The organism is Methanocaldococcus villosus KIN24-T80, assembly GCF_000371805.1.
GTDB classification, from domain to species: Archaea; AGJL01; Methanococci; order Methanococcales; family Methanocaldococcaceae; genus Methanocaldococcus; species Methanocaldococcus villosus.
The window spans coordinates 1,074,961-1,088,507 of record NZ_AQUK01000001.1 but is presented as its reverse complement, the minus strand read 5'-3'; the positions used below and the strand labels follow the sequence as shown (position 1 = coordinate 1,088,507).

Below are 13,547 nucleotides of genomic sequence, written 5' to 3'. Positions count from 1 at the left end.
TTACCACCTTAGGGATTTTATAAATTCACTATCTTGCTCTTTTAGAAATTCAACAACTTTTTTTCCGTACTCTGTCAATTTATATATTTTAATACCATCTTTTTCTACACATTCAACCAATCCTAGTTCAATTAGTGAGAAATGCCCATTGTATCTTCCATTTAATCCTCTCAAACAACCTAACACATTACTGGGATCAGATTTAACCCTTCTTGAAATCTCAGACAGATACATACCATAGGGATATATTTTGTATAATAAGTATAATATCTTTTTTCTTAGTTTACTTTTATTTAAAGATCTTATAATCATAGGATCTATAAATATTAAGCTACTCATGATTATTCACCTTATATTGGAAGAATTTCTAATATTTTTACAATCACTACCTTTATTGGAGATAATATTGCATCAATTATAGAAGTTTCTGATTTTTTACTAGTTAGGTTAGTGATATTTTTTATTTCTTTGTTATTCTTATCTTTTTTATAAGAAGATATGTTTATTTTTGTTATATTATTTTGATAACTTCCGTTTATTTTAACTTGGTTACTAGCTATTGAACTTTTATTTTCCAAAATTGATATATTTAAATATTTCTTAATCAATATAGGACATTTTTTTCCATCTATTGATAAGAAATTATCAACTTCAGCACAAAATTCTATAGTATAGTTACCACTTGTTAAACTTATAGGAATTTCTACAACTTTTGAACTTTTTGGTGGGAGATTTGTACTATATTTTTCACTTTTATAATTATTTACATTAATCCAATAATTTACATCAAGATTTGTAGGAAAACTATTACTCTCTATTTCAGCTATAATTTTATTATTCTCAAATTTAAGTGATTTAATAGATATTGGGGATACTACTCTAGTGATCTCATGTGATGCTGTAGACACTTTTAAACCAAGTAAAGATAGATGGGAATATCTACCTACTTCATAGTATTTGGGAATTTGTACAAGATGGTAATTTAAACCTTGAGTAAATATAACATCAACATTTTCCAAATTCATAGGAACAGCATGAATTAATGTATAACCTTCAAATCCTTCATTAAAGTATAAGTTAAATTTTAAGGTTTTTTCTTCATCTGGCTTAAACTTAACAAATTTTATATCACTTTTAGCTTCTAATTTTCCATTTTTATTATATACTTCCACCCAAACTTTACAGGAAATATTTTTATTTAATTTATTTTTTAGTCTAACTATACATGTATTATTATATCCTGCTATTGGGTTGTAAGTATATATTCCTCCATTTCCTACTACTGATATTTTATGTAATATACTATTATTATATTTTACTTCTTTCACTTCAATAGGAAGATAGGCATAGAAGTGTATTATTCTACAATCATCTTTAACCCCATTTTTTGTTTTTAAAGTAACTTTTAAATCCCCATTAACTTCTCTATAAAAAATAATTGGTATTTTTATCTTCTTTACCCCATATGCTGAAATATTAAATTCTACCCTTTTAGTGTAATTAACAACACCCTTTTCAAAGTTATCAGATATTTCAATATAACCAGATAATGGTTTATAGTATTTATTTTTAATAATTAAAGTTATATTATACCATTTCCCTACTAACACTGTACCATTAACATCTTCATTTATACTTTGATCTAAAGGTAAAATTATTTTCTTAATAATTACTGGAGCTATTAATTTAGGATTTACATTTAGTGTATAGGATGTGTTGTAGATATATGAATTTACTTCAATAGGATTAACTGAGAATTTTATATTCACATTTCCTGGTTTTGAATATATTGGTAGTATAAAGCTAGTATCAGAATTTTTATTTATTTTTATTGTTTTATAATAACTATTATTTCCATACTCCCAAATAAACTTTACTATGACATCCTTATTATACCTATTCTCTAATGTGACATTTATAAATGATAGAGTAGTTTCATCTTTAACATACACCCTTGGAATTTCTCCATATATTGGGTAATTTCTTTTATTTATTATTTCTTCTAACTCTTCATCTAACACATTTGAATAGAATTTTTTAACTAAATCAACATTATCTCTATCTATTTTATTATAAACATCTATATTTTTAATTATTACTGGGAAATAGAAGTATTTTTTATAACTATTATATTTATGGTAGATTCCATTTTCATCTCTTTTTAATTCAGTTTTTTCATAACCTTCAACAGAATGAGTAACATTCATAACTACTACATATGTTTCTATAGTAAATTTATCATTATTATTTAATGATATCTTTGGAATCTTAAAAGAGAGCTTCACTTCATTTCCCCATGGAATATAAACTGTTTTAGCATCTTTTTTACCATCATAGAGAATAGTATTACCACTTTTAACATTTATCCAAACTTTAGCATTATAATCACTTTGAGCTAATGGATTACTCTTTAAAACTACATAAAACCAATTAGAATAGCAAACTTCTCCATCTTTATATTCACAGCAGTCTTGACATGAAACATTTTTTACATCTATTGGAAAATAGCACTTTATTGGAATGTTTTTTGAGACTATCTCTTTACCATTTTCTATTAGAGAAACTTTAACATTATGCACCTTGTCATCATAGACAGGAATTCTAAGCTCAACAATTTTTTCCATGTGATCATTTGGTGGAAGATATATAGGAACCGTTGTAAATGTTTCTCCATTTAATTCTGCTTTCACTACTACATTATGTGCATACTCATCCTTATTAACAATACCTATATACAATACTGGCTCATTAATATCAATATACATTATTGGAACTAGATTTGGATCATATGGAGTCCAAATTTTATAAATACTAATCTCTCCATAAGAAATTGTGAGTGTTAATAATAATATTAATAATAATCTAACTTTCATATTTTCCACCTAATTAATAATTATTTATTATAATAAAATAAATTATTTAGCATAAAAGTTTTTCAACAAGTATCGAAATAGGTTGGAGATTATGATAAATTATGCATTTGGATTATTATGCATTTTAATAGCTTTATATTGTGATATTAAAAGTAGAGAAATTAATGAATATATTTGGATAACTATGATAATTTTTGGGTTAATGTATCACATATATCTAACATTTGTAACAGGCAATCTCATCTATATAACTCAGTCAATACTTGGAATAGTTATATGCTTCTTTTTAGGGTATTTTATGTTTTTATTAGGTGTTGGTGGGGGAGATGGAAAGTTATTAATTGGTTTAGGAGCTTTAGTTCCAAAATACAATATCCCTATATCCTCTCCATTAGGTTATCTCTTATCTCATCCCTACTTACCAACATTCCCTATTTTTGTTTTAATAAATGCTATATTTTTGATAATTTTAATACCTATAATTGTATTCTTAAAAAATATATCAAAATATAAGCCAAAAAATATTAAAGAATTCTTTATGATGTTCATTGCTGAAAAACATAAATTTTCTGATATTAAGGATAAGAATTTTGTAGTTCTTGGAAAAGATGGAAATATAAATATTATAAAAAATGTAGAAAAAAAGGAAGAATATGGTGATGATGATATAGTTTGGGCTTCTCCAGAAATCCCTTTTGTAGTGCCAATATTTTTTTCATATATCCTAACCCCATTTATTGGAGATCTTATATTTAAGATTATTTTTAATATATTGGCATAGACATTCCTAATACCTTTAAAACCAATAGTTTTGTACCATAGGCTACTAATGAACATATCCATACTATTATAACAAAATGCAAAAATGCTGAATATTTATGCCCTCCATCTAAAATTTTTATTAAAATTGATGACATAATTGCATATATTATTAATGATCCATATAAAATATATTCTACCAACTTAGCATTAGTTAGTGGAGCAACATGTATAATCTGTATGACGGTTTCAGGAATATTTAAAGAGCTGTAAAGGTTAGTAATCATGTATGCTACTCCTAATGAAGCAAACAATGCTAAAGCTAATCCAGCTCCTAAACCATATATTACCCCAACAAATTGCTGAACATTTTGATATTTTGATTTTCTAAGCTGTATGATTTTACGGAAGTTTTTGCTAATAATATTAGCTGCTAATTTTGGATCTCCTCCAAAATATAAACATCTTGAAAACATATCAGAAAAAAGCTGAATTAAATAGCTACAAGACTCTATCCCAAAAAATCTCCAAGATTTTGTTGTATCAATACTTAAAGCCACTCTTTTATACAACCTTTTAATATCCCTTGTTAATGGTCCAAAGTCATGATGTGAGAGATATTTCAAACACTCTTTTAAACCTCCCCCTCTAGCACTTAATGAATCTCCTAATGATCTTAAAAAGTCAGGATAAACATATTCTTTCCTTTTTACTCTTTCCTCTTCTAAATAAGTTTTTACCCCTATAATAGCTAATGGAGTTAACCCTATAGCTACTAAAATCATATATGGAATATCATAAAATGGTGTCATTCTTAATATAAATTTTGTTATAATTAAAAATATTAAAGTTAATATTGTTAAAATTATTGAAATAATTAGATATCTTCTTAATTTTAAATCTGTTTCATTTGGTTCCTTTCCAGTATGCCATAATCTATCAAATGGTACTTTTCCTTTGATCAATACAATAACTCCCATTTGTGTAGCTATTAACATAAACAGTCCTACTGTGGACATAAAGACAAAATCAAATGGCATTAAAAATGGAACAAGGACTGAAAATGCTATAAAGAAAGCTATAGATGTCATCGCACTAACATAAAGCTCTTTATATAGATCTAAAGAATATAGAGTCCTTTTGTAAAATGCTGCATAATCATCCATAACTATATCTTGTTCTTTAATTAAGAACTCCTTTAATTCCTCACCACTATCTACAGCATATGCTAATCTATCCAAAAAATCAGCAAATTCTGGGCTTGGTGTTCTTTGAGATAAAAACCTACAAGCTTCTGCTAAAGACCTACCCCATTTAGAAACTAAAACATAAAGTTTTCTAGATTCTTCAGCTAATTCATCAAGTTCTTCCTTTTCTTGTGAAAGTATTTTTAAAAGTTCTTTCCTATCTAAGTCAGTAATAGAAAGTGTTCCAAACTTTGATATAAATATATGTAATCTTTCATTAATTTTGTTCTTTTTAGTGTCTAAAATAATATATGGATAAATTAAAGCTGATAAAAGTATAATAGAAGGTAAAAGTGAAAATATGTAAAATACTATCCCTTTAAACAATAAAAACCCTATAATAAATAAAATAACAGATACAATAAAAGCAGGCAACAAAATTTTGAATAAATAATCCCTAGGATTCATTCCAATTCTTAAAAGTAAATTTATCATAAAACCACCTCAAATGGAGAAAGGTAAACCTTCCAAACCTTTTTCATAGAATGCCCAAATAATATCTCTAACTTGATAATAATCAAATATTTCTCTTGCAATCATCTCCTCTAATATTTTAGCTCTTAATTCTAACTCATTATAAATCTCTCTTGGATCATCATAACCTGCAGCTTTAGCAATTTTTTCTTCTAAGATATAACTGTTGTTTTTCCCTGTAAATGTATGTCTATCCTTATTAGGTTCCCATTGGAATACAGCTCTTGTTATAACCCCATCAACTTCCTTATAATACCCCTCTATCTCTTCAACAGTAACCACTCTTCTTAAAACTTTACCTCTTTGATAAACTGCTAATTGGAATAGAGCAACATTTAGGTTATCAATAAATGTTATAGGAACATTTATTGGCTCCCCAGTTAATCTTTGAATCATTTTTCTAACATTAGCTGCATGAAATGTTGATAAAACTGGGTGACCTGTTTGCATAGCTTGAAATGCTACAGCAGCTTCGACACTTCTAATTTCTCCAACAATAATATAATTTGGTCTTGATCTTAAAGCAGCTCTCAGTAAATCAAAAAGTGTAACTCTACTCTCCTCAGGACCTCTCTCTCTTGTTATTAATTGTTGCCATACAGGATGTGGGGGTTTGACTTCAGGGGTGTCTTCACATGAGAAGATTTTTGAGTTTGGTTTAATAAATGGTAAGATAGCATTTAATGTTGTAGTTTTTCCAGAAGCTGTTTCCCCACAGATAAATATACTCATTCCATATTCTAAACATAACCATAAATAAGCAGCAATTTCGGCTGAAAATGTTCCCCAACTGATAAGCTGTGTAACACTAATTGGCACTTCTGTAAATTTCCTAATAGTAAATGAAGGCCCTTTTAAAGAAACATCTGTAGAGTATATAATATTAATTCTTGAACCATCTGGTAAAGCTCCATCAACTATAGGCCTTGCATCAGAAACAGGCCTTCCCATTCTTTCTCCAATATTTTTTAAATAATCAGCTAACTCAATATCATCTTCCCAAACAATGTTTGTTGGAAGCATTCCAAATATCTTATGGACAACATGACAATTTTTAGCTCCAATAACATGAATATCTTCTAAATATGGATCTCTTGAAATGGGTTCAAGAACTCCCAAACCTATTAAGTCTCTTTTTAGTAAATATAAAAATTTGCTTCTCTCTTCTGGGGTAATTCTTACTCTATTGTCTGTAAATTTGAATACTCTTGTAATAAAGCTTTCCTTTTCAGTAGGTTCAACAACTTTTGTAGCCATATTAAATAATCTAACTAATATTTCTTCAAATTCATCATTAGATTCAGGGGTTTTTTCATATGGGGCCAATTCTAAAATTTTATTAAGGATCATTTTATATTTTAATCTCTCTTCTGGAGTTTCTAATCTAGGCTCTATAACAATATACTTTGTTTTTGTTTCTGGAGTTCCAAATATGTGTATAAATATTGGATCTCCAACAGGATATATAATATTTGGATATTTTAATTCTCTCAGTTCTCTTGATAGAGATACCATAAAATCAGGTACTTTCAAATACACTCTTTTAAAATTTTCAATATATCTTCTTAGGTGGGGATTTCTATTCATTGCTTCTCTTAATTCAGCTTCAGCCATAGATTTCACCAAATTTTAAGCAACAGATGCTATTTCAACAGCTAATCCAATTTTTGGTTCTACTCTGAACACTATGGTTTTTTGATATGTACCAGGAGCCATGTTATACTTTAGTATTTTAGCAGCATTTTTAATAGATCCTGCAAATGTTATAATATCTGTTTTTATTAGCATAGTGGATGAAGTTCTAATCATTGTTAAAACTTCTTCAGATAACTCTTTTGGATTTATTGTGCAAATTATTATTTTCTTTAAAGCCACTATTCTTTTAAAAAAAGCCATAAGATCATTAACATTAACATCACTAGCATCATTAGCTATTAAAGATGATAAAGAATCAAAAATAATAACATCTTTTTCATAGAAAGCTTTAGTTTCCATAATTTTTTTTAAAAATCCATCTCTCCTTTTATTATCTGCTATTAAAGGATAAACAGGAATATACAATAGAGCTCCAGAAAGTAATTTTTTATTTATGTTGTATTCTAAAGACATCATCTGTTTAATAAACTCTGTTGTGGTTAATTGTGTAGAAACATAAGTAACAGAATGTCTATTTTGTAAAAACCCATATGCTAATCTTTGACATAAAACTGATTTTCCTGTGCTCTCTTCACCCTCTATAATTACTAAACTATTAAATGGTATACCACCTCCAATTCTTTTATCTAGATCATCTCTTGCTAACTCTATTTTAGCTATTTGCATAATCTCACCAAATTATGAAATATAACCCTCTATCACCCTAGAAACTCCACTATATAGAACAACTTTTATTCTATGATATCTAGACTCATTATAACTTACATTTAACTCCCCTACATCACCAGGATAAAGTTCTTCTGATCCAGGATTTGATAGTTGGGATATGTTATATATTTTAACAATATTACCATCTATTATTACCGTAAAGGAATCAGGAGTAAATATTATTGGCTTTTTTCCAGTGTTTTTTATATATAATGTAATTATCCCTAAATTAGGATCTCTTGGAATTTTTGCTGGATCATTTATTATTTCAAAATCTTGAGCAAGTTTTTCAGAAAATGAATCCGTTTTTTTTCCAATATTTAATGATATTTTATAAGTTGAAGTAGTTAATACGCCCACCACAAATGCAGCTATTAATAATACAGCAACAAACATAATTATTTCTGATAACCCACTAGAAGCCAAATAAATCACCATCATTTTAAGAATAATACTTGTTTCCGGTATCTGATACAATACATATTCTTTGAGGTTCTGTCCAATTAACTATTATTGTGATATTCTCCAAAGGAAATAGGTATTGTTTATTAGGATTATAAGAGATATTTTTGCTAGGAACTATATTACCATCAAATATTACACTGAACTTACTAGGTTCAAGTACTGTAGAACCATTATTTAATACTGTTATATTTGTTTGATTAGGAGTTTTTGAAACTTTAACTATTACCAACTTCTCATGTATTTTATTATATATATATTCAAAATGTTCCTCTTGTGCAGTTAATATTTTAGAAGTTTTTTCATCTATTACTGAATATAAATAGGCTCCACATATTAACAATGCTATAATCATAATTACAGTCCCTGCTATTGAGCTAAATCCCATAGAATTGCTCAGCCCCCTTCTTAATTTTTCTTAACTCCCATTCTATTTTATCTAAGAAATCCATAGATATTTGTTTTCCATTAAGCTTTTCAATGAATACTAATGATATTATATGATCAGTAATATTTAATTTCCCTGAACCTTCAACAACATTTTCTTCATCAACTTTAATTCCTTTTAAGAACCTTAATAACTTTGCCATAGCTTTATCTCCAATCCATCCAAGCATATAGTAGAAATCTAAGACATCAGGAACATTTTCTACCCCTACTCTTTCACATAAATATTCTAACCATTTGAATGCTAATATAATGGTTACTGGATCATCATAAGATATATCTTCTAATTTACTTGGCTTATGGACATTTAATATAGCATTAGTAAGTGCATCCATAATCTTCACCTCTTTAAGTTCATTGAATTCCATTTTCAACACCTATTAGATGTATTTTAACTCTTCAACCCATTTTTTTATTCTTCTTAATTCCAATTCTAACATTTCTAATGTTTCAGGATCTACTTTAGCTCCAGCTAATTTTTCAATATACATTAATGACATTATATGCTCACTAGGAGTTAGCTTATCTCTAACTTTTATATTTTCATCAACCATAACTCTCATATTCTTTGCAAATTTTAATAACTTTAATACCACCTTACTAGATATCCATCCAATTTTATTATAAAAATCTAATATATCAGGCAAATTTGATATGCCTACTCTATTTATAAGAAATTCTAACCATTTAAAAGCTAATGCCATAGATACAGCATCTTCTGGAATATCATTCAATATATATTTCTTTTCTTCTTCAATCATAACTTCACCTTCTTTAACTTCTTCTACTTTTATTTCAGGTTCTATTTTTATTTCAGGCTCCTCTTCTTTCTCTTCTTCTTTCTCTTCAATTGTTGGTAATTCTTCTTTAACTTCTTCCTTCTCTTCTTTAGTTTCTTCTTTTTCTTCTCTTTCTTTTATAACCTCTTCTTTTATTTCTTCTTTTTCTTCCACTTCTTCAGAGATCTTTGTAGATACTGCAACAGTAGTTAATTTCATTATAGTATCTAATTTCTCTTCAAGAGATTGTAATTTTTTATAAAGCTCTTCAGTTTTGTCTTCTTTACCTTTTGAAAGGACTTCTGAAACTCTTTCAACTATTTTATCTAACTGTCTCTTCGTAACTCTCTTTCCTCTCAAATTATTTTTTAATAAGATTATAATGAAAGAAGGCAACTTATCTCTAAGATTATCTAAATATTCTTCAATTTCATCTTCAGTAAGAAACTCTTCTTCAGATATAACCATAGAAGGCTCATTTATTGTCTTTTGTATCATGCTCATCCTCTCCTGACATTGCTTTTACAAGCTCTTCTTCAATAACATCTTTTATGATATCCTCAAGATTGATATTTAACTGCCTTAAGTAGAGAGATCCAAGTACAACCAGGTCATTGGTCAACTCCTCCAAAGTTTTTTTTAGTTTTTTGTAATCAGCTTCTAATCTTTCCAATTTTTCTAAACTTGTAGCTGTAATTTTTGAAACTCCTATAAATGGATTTATTTGATTTGATACAACTTCATATAGGGACATAATATCTTGTAAACTTTCATTGATTTTTTCTATTTCAATTCTTAACATTTCATTTTCCTTTCTAAGTGCATTTATACTAGATTCTAATCTTGGTAATCTTGATTCTAAATCACTAACTTTTGCCATTAAATTTTCAGAAGTTTCCATTAACTCCTTGATAGCTCTTTCAATCTCTTCAAATTTACCAACATCTTCTTCAATAACTATTTCTTCTTCTGGTAAAATTTCTTCAGTTTTTACTTCTTCTTTTTTTTTATTCCTTTTAATGAGGATAGTTTTTCTTTTATTGAGTTAATAATATCTTTTATGTTCATAATAATCCCCTATAAAAATATTTAAAATAATAAATTTATTGTAACATTACAACCTTAGTAGTGAATGTTGAAGGTGCTTTGAAATCTATTATACCTGGTGCCCCATATTCAGGTATAACTTCACCAGATACTTTATCTCTTGGAGCTATTGACATATTTACTGATGCACTGTCCAATGCAATAGCTATTGCTACTTTATCCCCAAAGTTAGCTGTTGGATGGTCCAAATTACTTAAAGAACTGTCATCATCATGCAATATAATTAATCCAAATATAGCTTTATCATTTGAGTTGTTTAAATCATTCCACAATTTTTGAATATCACTACCAGAAGCTCCTCCATCACCATTAAATAAATCTGTAGCTCCATTGTATGTTACATTATACACTGTATAATTTCCTCCACCATATACTAATGAAACTTTTTTCTTTCCATTACTTAAGGTAACAATAACTTGTGACAAATCAACTTCATCTCCAACATTTGGGGTTATAATTATTAGTAATTTCTCCACATTACCATTTGGAGCATTTGGAGCATAACCATAAACATTCAATACCTGCAATCCACTAGCAACCTGTTTTGTAGATTCCTGTCCTATCCTTGAAGCCTTATGTTGGAGATTAGATGCAGTATTTATAATTACAGCCGCTGCTACTGCAGCGACTAAGACTAATGCAATGAATATAATTAATGTACCTATACCTATTGCCCCTTTTTTAGATTTTAAAAAATCTATCATATTAGATCACCAAGTATTTTTAACATATTTAGAATTTTATTAAAAATAATATTAAAAATTTTAGTAAGGAATTTATTGTAGCTCAATTATGTGTTGAGTATCTAAGTATGTTGCAGGTGTTGTGAATGAGATAACTGCTGGAGCTCCAAATTCTGGAATTACTGCACCAGTAACTTTTGTTCTTGGTTTTAAGTTTAATGTATTTGAAACATTTAGACATATTGCTACTATATCTCCTTTGTTAATTACTGGAGTATCTTTACTGCAAGATGTATCAGCATCTTGTAATACGACTATACCAAATGCTGTTGCTGGTAAATCATCAAATAGTGGTTTAAGTGCTGTTGTGTTATTATATTTTGCTTCAAATATAGATCCTCCATTTTTTAATGTACCATTGAAGAATGTTGAATTGTATTTTGCTATAACTTTATGAGTACCATCTGTTATCATTACTGTTGCTTGACTTAAGTCAATTGGAGCAGATCCTGCATTTGGTGAAATTAGCACAGCTAACCAATTAATCTTACCCCCACTGTGATTACCCAATACTCTTATAACTTGTAATCCACTAGCTACTTGCTCTGTACTCTCCTTACCTGTAGCCATAGCTTTTTGTTGCAAGAACCCACTTGTATTTATGAGTACTGCTGCTGCTACTGCAGCGACTAAGACCATAGCAATGAATATAATTAATGTACCTATACCTATTGCCCCTTTCTTACCTTTTAAGAACTCTATTACTTTCATGGTATCTCACCCAGAGATTATTTTATTAAAGTTATTTTATTGTAGTTCAATTACATCACTGGTAAATGCTGCTGGTGTTGTGAATTCAATAACTGCTGGAGCTCCAAATTCTGGTTGTAAGTATCCTGAAACTCTTTCTCTTGTTCCTACATGTTTACCAAATGCAGCACTAACATTAACTAATACTCCTGCTAAATCTCCTTTATTAATAACCGCATTAGTTAATAATGATTTGTCGTCATCTTGTAAGGCAACAACTACAAATGATGTAGCATCAGCATTATTCCACTTGACAACTGTTGTATTAAAAATATCTTTAATTCCATTAGTGAAATCTCCTACAGTATTAGTGTCGTATTTTGAAAAGTTTAATGACACAGCTTTACCATCATACATTAAGAATAATTTACACTGCTTTAAGTCAATTGGAGCAGATCCTGCATTTGGTGTAATGTAAATAACTATTCTATCTATCCCTTTATTTTTAACATAATGTCCTGTAACTCCAGAGCATAGTAATCCACTAGCTACTTGCTCTGTACTCTCCTTACCTGTAGCCATAGCTTTTTGTTGCAAGAACCCACTTGTATTTATGAGTACTGCTGCTGCTACTGCAGCGACTAAGACCATAGCAATGAATATAATTAATGTACCTATACCTATTGCCCCTTTCTTACCTTTTAAGAACTCTATTACTTTCATGGTATCTCACCCAAAAAGGTTTTATCCTTTCAATTCCCCATTCCTAACCTCACACACTTCAATAATATACTTATAATAGCATAAATATATGCTTTTTTTGTAATCGGTTTTGTAAGTGTTTATGTAGGTAGTTAGTCAATAAAAGAAATAAAATTAGTTAATAGACGGTGATATGTTGGATCCTATAAAAATAACATCTGAAGAATTATTAAAAGGAGCTAAAATGTTAAGCAAACACTGTGAAAAATGTGGTTTTCCTTTGTTTGAAAAAGATGGAAAAATTTACTGTGCAATATGTAACAAATCAAACTTAGAAGATAGCCATAAATTAGATAAAAATGACATTATTGATAAAAAAATTGATTATCTCTTAGAGAAATTAAAAAATGAGAATGAAATTAGCAGAATAAAAGAAATTGGTGAAGCAATAGCAATATTAATAAAAATTAAAAAAGAATTATATTGATTTTAAATAATTATCAGCAACAATTTTACTTATTATTAAAGACATTAGAGCAGCTTTTTTTGGTTTTAAAACTATAGACATGTCTTTATTCTCTTTATGTAATCCTAGTAAGATACAAGCAATTCTTTCACAGTCAGCTGGTAAAACCCCTACAGACATCCTACCATTTATACCAAATACTGTCCCTATATCAGTTATTTTATCAGTTTTCATATTATTTTTTTTAAAATTGTATGTCATTCTTTCAGCAATAATTACACTTTTATCTAAAAACAGTCTTAAAAGTGATGCTGCTTCTAAATTCATCTTTATATAATCTTCATCATCCTTAGATCTAAGTTTTATTAGAATTAAACCATTATTGTGCTCAATTGTTAACTTTTTGTATGGATAGTCTATGATATTTATCATTT

Annotated in this window: 16 protein-coding genes; 2 read left to right on the top strand and 14 right to left on the bottom strand. The window is 28.3% G+C overall.

Features of this window, described 5'->3' with window-relative positions:
• Positions 1-339 (bottom strand): helix-turn-helix domain-containing protein, encoded by a 339-nt coding sequence (locus tag METVI_RS0106240; protein ID WP_004592826.1) that lies wholly within the window; start codon positions 337-339, stop codon positions 1-3.
• An 11-nt stretch (positions 340-350) separates the two neighbouring features.
• On the bottom strand, positions 351-2,873 hold the full coding sequence (locus METVI_RS0106235; RefSeq protein ID WP_004592828.1) for a hypothetical protein: 2,523 nt from the start codon (positions 2,871-2,873) through the stop codon (positions 351-353).
• Between the two features lie 91 nt (positions 2,874-2,964).
• On the opposite strand from METVI_RS0106235, the gene flaK reads away from it, so the two are divergent.
• Positions 2,965-3,654 (top strand): preflagellin peptidase FlaK, encoded by a 690-nt coding sequence (gene flaK / locus METVI_RS0106230; RefSeq protein WP_004592830.1) that lies wholly within the window; start codon positions 2,965-2,967, stop codon positions 3,652-3,654.
• Here flaK and flaJ read toward each other — a convergent pair.
• The 11 genes from flaJ to METVI_RS0106175 form a co-directional block, all read right to left on the bottom strand.
• Entirely contained in the window at positions 3,638-5,314 is a 1,677-nt protein-coding gene (gene flaJ / locus METVI_RS0106225) for an archaellar assembly protein FlaJ (RefSeq protein WP_004592832.1), read from the bottom strand. The two genes, flaK and flaJ, sit on opposite strands and share 17 nt — an antisense overlap.
• A 9-nt stretch (positions 5,315-5,323) precedes the next feature.
• The gene (locus METVI_RS0106220) at positions 5,324-6,967 is read right to left on the bottom strand and encodes a type II/IV secretion system ATPase subunit (RefSeq protein ID WP_004592834.1); all 1,644 of its coding nucleotides are present in this window, start codon (positions 6,965-6,967) and stop codon (positions 5,324-5,326) included.
• Positions 6,968-6,982: 15 nt separating this feature from the next.
• Positions 6,983-7,675 (bottom strand): ATPase domain-containing protein, encoded by a 693-nt coding sequence (locus METVI_RS0106215; protein WP_004592836.1) that lies wholly within the window; start codon positions 7,673-7,675, stop codon positions 6,983-6,985.
• Positions 7,676-7,687: 12 nt separating this feature from the next.
• Positions 7,688-8,143, bottom strand: coding sequence for a flagellin (locus tag METVI_RS0106210; RefSeq protein WP_004592838.1), 456 nt, complete (start codon positions 8,141-8,143; stop codon positions 7,688-7,690).
• 16 nt (positions 8,144-8,159) lie between these two features.
• The gene (locus METVI_RS0106205) at positions 8,160-8,567 is read right to left on the bottom strand and encodes a hypothetical protein (protein WP_004592840.1); all 408 of its coding nucleotides are present in this window, start codon (positions 8,565-8,567) and stop codon (positions 8,160-8,162) included.
• Positions 8,557-8,961 (bottom strand): FlaD/FlaE family flagellar protein, encoded by a 405-nt coding sequence (locus METVI_RS0106200; RefSeq protein ID WP_017981130.1) that lies wholly within the window; start codon positions 8,959-8,961, stop codon positions 8,557-8,559. Before METVI_RS0106200 ends, METVI_RS0106205 begins: the two co-directional genes overlap by 11 nt.
• Before the next feature lie 45 nt (positions 8,962-9,006).
• Positions 9,007-9,903 (bottom strand): FlaD/FlaE family flagellar protein, encoded by an 897-nt coding sequence (locus METVI_RS0106195; protein ID WP_017981129.1) that lies wholly within the window; start codon positions 9,901-9,903, stop codon positions 9,007-9,009.
• On the bottom strand, positions 9,881-10,306 hold the full coding sequence (locus METVI_RS0106190; RefSeq protein ID WP_004592844.1) for a flagella accessory protein C: 426 nt from the start codon (positions 10,304-10,306) through the stop codon (positions 9,881-9,883). Before METVI_RS0106190 ends, METVI_RS0106195 begins: the two co-directional genes overlap by 23 nt.
• A gap of 202 nt (positions 10,307-10,508) precedes the next feature.
• Positions 10,509-11,216, bottom strand: a complete 708-nt coding sequence (locus METVI_RS0106185; RefSeq protein WP_017981128.1) for a flagellin — start codon at positions 11,214-11,216, stop codon at positions 10,509-10,511.
• Positions 11,217-11,288: 72 nt separating this feature from the next.
• The gene (locus tag METVI_RS0106180) at positions 11,289-11,966 is read right to left on the bottom strand and encodes a flagellin (RefSeq protein ID WP_017981127.1); all 678 of its coding nucleotides are present in this window, start codon (positions 11,964-11,966) and stop codon (positions 11,289-11,291) included.
• Between the two features lie 36 nt (positions 11,967-12,002).
• Positions 12,003-12,668 carry a flagellin gene (locus METVI_RS0106175; RefSeq protein ID WP_017981126.1) on the bottom strand — a complete coding sequence of 222 codons (666 nt, stop codon included), beginning with the start codon at positions 12,666-12,668 and terminating at the stop codon, positions 12,003-12,005.
• Positions 12,669-12,843: 175 nt separating this feature from the next.
• Between METVI_RS0106175 and METVI_RS0106170 the strand changes: the two genes are divergently transcribed.
• Entirely contained in the window at positions 12,844-13,134 is a 291-nt protein-coding gene (locus METVI_RS0106170; protein ID WP_004594663.1) for an Sjogren's syndrome/scleroderma autoantigen 1 family protein, read from the top strand.
• Here METVI_RS0106170 and METVI_RS0106165 read toward each other — a convergent pair.
• Positions 13,126-13,545, bottom strand: a complete 420-nt coding sequence (locus tag METVI_RS0106165; RefSeq protein WP_004594664.1) for a hypothetical protein — start codon at positions 13,543-13,545, stop codon at positions 13,126-13,128. The two genes, METVI_RS0106170 and METVI_RS0106165, sit on opposite strands and share 9 nt — an antisense overlap.
• Between the last annotated feature and the right edge of the window lie 2 nt (positions 13,546-13,547).

Bases quoted from the DNA above. Each gene is read 5' to 3' on its own strand.
- METVI_RS0106180 (WP_017981127.1), bottom strand. From the start codon at position 11,966: ATGAAAGTAATAGAGTTCTTAAAAGGTAAGAAAGGGGCAATAGGTATA.
- METVI_RS0106240 (WP_004592826.1), bottom strand. From the start codon at position 339: ATGAGTAGCTTAATATTTATAGATCCTATGATTATAAGATCTTTAAAT.
- METVI_RS0106185 (WP_017981128.1), bottom strand. From the start codon at position 11,216: ATGATAGATTTTTTAAAATCTAAAAAAGGGGCAATAGGTATAGGTACA.
- METVI_RS0106175 (WP_017981126.1), bottom strand. From the start codon at position 12,668: ATGAAAGTAATAGAGTTCTTAAAAGGTAAGAAAGGGGCAATAGGTATA.
- METVI_RS0106165 (WP_004594664.1), bottom strand. From the start codon at position 13,545: ATGATAAATATCATAGACTATCCATACAAAAAGTTAACAATTGAGCAC.
- flaK (WP_004592830.1), top strand. From the start codon at position 2,965: ATGATAAATTATGCATTTGGATTATTATGCATTTTAATAGCTTTATAT.
- METVI_RS0106195 (WP_017981129.1), bottom strand. From the start codon at position 9,903: ATGATACAAAAGACAATAAATGAGCCTTCTATGGTTATATCTGAAGAA.
- METVI_RS0106215 (WP_004592836.1), bottom strand. From the start codon at position 7,675: ATGCAAATAGCTAAAATAGAGTTAGCAAGAGATGATCTAGATAAAAGA.
- METVI_RS0106235 (WP_004592828.1), bottom strand. From the start codon at position 2,873: ATGAAAGTTAGATTATTATTAATATTATTATTAACACTCACAATTTCT.
- flaJ (WP_004592832.1), bottom strand. From the start codon at position 5,314: ATGATAAATTTACTTTTAAGAATTGGAATGAATCCTAGGGATTATTTA.
- METVI_RS0106205 (WP_004592840.1), bottom strand. From the start codon at position 8,567: ATGGGATTTAGCTCAATAGCAGGGACTGTAATTATGATTATAGCATTG.
- METVI_RS0106200 (WP_017981130.1), bottom strand. From the start codon at position 8,961: ATGGATGCACTTACTAATGCTATATTAAATGTCCATAAGCCAAGTAAA.
- METVI_RS0106220 (WP_004592834.1), bottom strand. From the start codon at position 6,967: ATGGCTGAAGCTGAATTAAGAGAAGCAATGAATAGAAATCCCCACCTA.
- METVI_RS0106190 (WP_004592844.1), bottom strand. From the start codon at position 10,306: ATGGAAACTTCTGAAAATTTAATGGCAAAAGTTAGTGATTTAGAATCA.